Below are 1,616 nucleotides of genomic sequence, written 5' to 3' on the forward strand. Positions count from 1 at the left end.
TCCGGCTGGCAGTCAAAACTTTTGCTTTGCCCGCTTCGGCATAAAATAGGTTCGGATATTGACGAGTGCTTCAGCGACGTCAGCGGCATCCTGGCGGGTGGCTTTGCGTTTTGTCTCGCCGAGCTTGCGAATTGGCGCAATGATATCGCCGGTGACGGCATGACCGCGAAGAACCGGCTGCCAAAGTCTCGGCGCGTATCCTGTTGCCAGCAAAAAGCAGAGGTCCCAATCGAACGGATCAAAGGTTTGATCATCGATCCTGGTGAACCTGGGCCGGTAGTCTTTCGGGGTTTCAGAGAGGCTCCCCGAGATACGGTTATATTCCGCAACGATCGTCTGCACGGCCCGATGTTCGGTTGTTTCCATCGGCAGGTTCAGGGCGTCCGGGCCAGTCAGTTCCGGGATCCATTTGCGTGGGTCGATGAACTTTGGGCCAATGATCAGAGCCGTAAGATAACCATCGAGACCGCTCATTGACCAGATTGGCGATGCCGGACGGCGTCCCCTGATAAAGGCTTCGAACGCCGCGTCATCAAGCTTCGGTCGATCCGTCGTCCCCTGGCTGTTGTGCATCATGCCGCCCGTCGCTCCTGCTGCGTCATCGCTTCACGCTCAGCCTTCCAGGCCCACGGCAGGAGACTTTCCATTTCGTTGGCTTTCACTTTGCCGGAGATGATGCGCTCCAGCACATCGGCAAGCCAGACCTCGGGGTCCACACCATTCAGTTTACAGGTGTTGACGAGCGATGCGAGGACAGCGAAAGTCTTTCCACCCCGCTCGTTGCCCACGAACAGCGAATTCTTCCTCGTCAGGGCCACGGATTTCATTGAACGCTCGACCACATTGGAATCGATCTCGACCCGGCCATCATCAAGGCAGGCTGTCAACCCGCTCCAATGGTTGAGCGTGTAGCTGACGGCCTTGCCAAGCGCCGATTTCGCCGACACCTCGTCGCGCAGTTCGGTGAGGTGGACTTTCAGCTCTCTCATGACTGGAGCAGCCTCGCGACGTCTCACGACGAGCCGGGTATCGGCGCTTTCGCCGCGCAGTTTTGCTTCGATCCGATAGACTTCCGCAATCCTGGCAAGGATCGACAAAGCCTCCGAAGAACCCGTCAGCTTGACGACATCGACGAACTTGCGCCGCGCATGAGCAAGGCAGAAGGCCAGCCGCATGGGTGCGACATTGCTCTTGCCCCGACGTTTGACCATGGTTTTATAGGCTTGGTATCCATCGACTTGAAGCACGCCGGTAAACGACGACAATTGCCCCTCGATCTCGCGGGCGCTGCGGCTTTCGGCAAAGATATAGGCCACGGCCGGCGGTGCCGGACCATTCCAGGGACGGTCGTCAACCGCCTGCGCCCATAACTGGCAGACCTTGGTTCGTTTGCGCCCCGGCTCGAGCCGCGGCAACGGCGTCTCGTCACAGAACACTCTCGGCTGCGAGCGGATAAAGGCGGTAAGCGCGTCATAGAGAAGCTCCAGCCACCAGGCGACCCGCATCACCCAGGCGCCAAGCGTACCGCGATCGATGATAACACCGCAGGAGGCCAGCATTTGCGCCTGTCGATTGAGCGGGAGATGCCAGGCAAACTTCGAAACAGCGACATGCGC

General features: G+C 58.9%; 2 protein-coding genes. Both read right to left on the reverse strand.

Annotated features, from left to right (window positions below):
- Window positions 1-12 precede the first annotated feature (12 nt).
- Window positions 13-576: a UPF0149 family protein gene (locus tag FIB18_RS24600; RefSeq protein ID WP_105528924.1), complete on the reverse strand. Its 564-nt coding sequence runs from the start codon at window positions 574-576 to the stop codon at window positions 13-15.
- On the reverse strand, window positions 573-1,616 hold a 1,044-nt coding region (tnpC, locus tag FIB18_RS24605), incomplete at its 5' end, for an IS66 family transposase (RefSeq protein WP_140023480.1). The genes tnpC and FIB18_RS24600, both read right to left, overlap by 4 nt.

This window comes from Brucella pecoris, from assembly GCF_006376675.1.
GTDB lineage: Bacteria > Pseudomonadota > Alphaproteobacteria > Rhizobiales > Rhizobiaceae > Brucella > Brucella pecoris.

What these genes read in the sequence shown, in the direction of transcription:
- FIB18_RS24600 (WP_105528924.1), bottom strand. Translation starts at nt 576, where the DNA reads ATGATGCACAACAGCCAGGGGACGACGGATCGACCGAAGCTTGATGAC.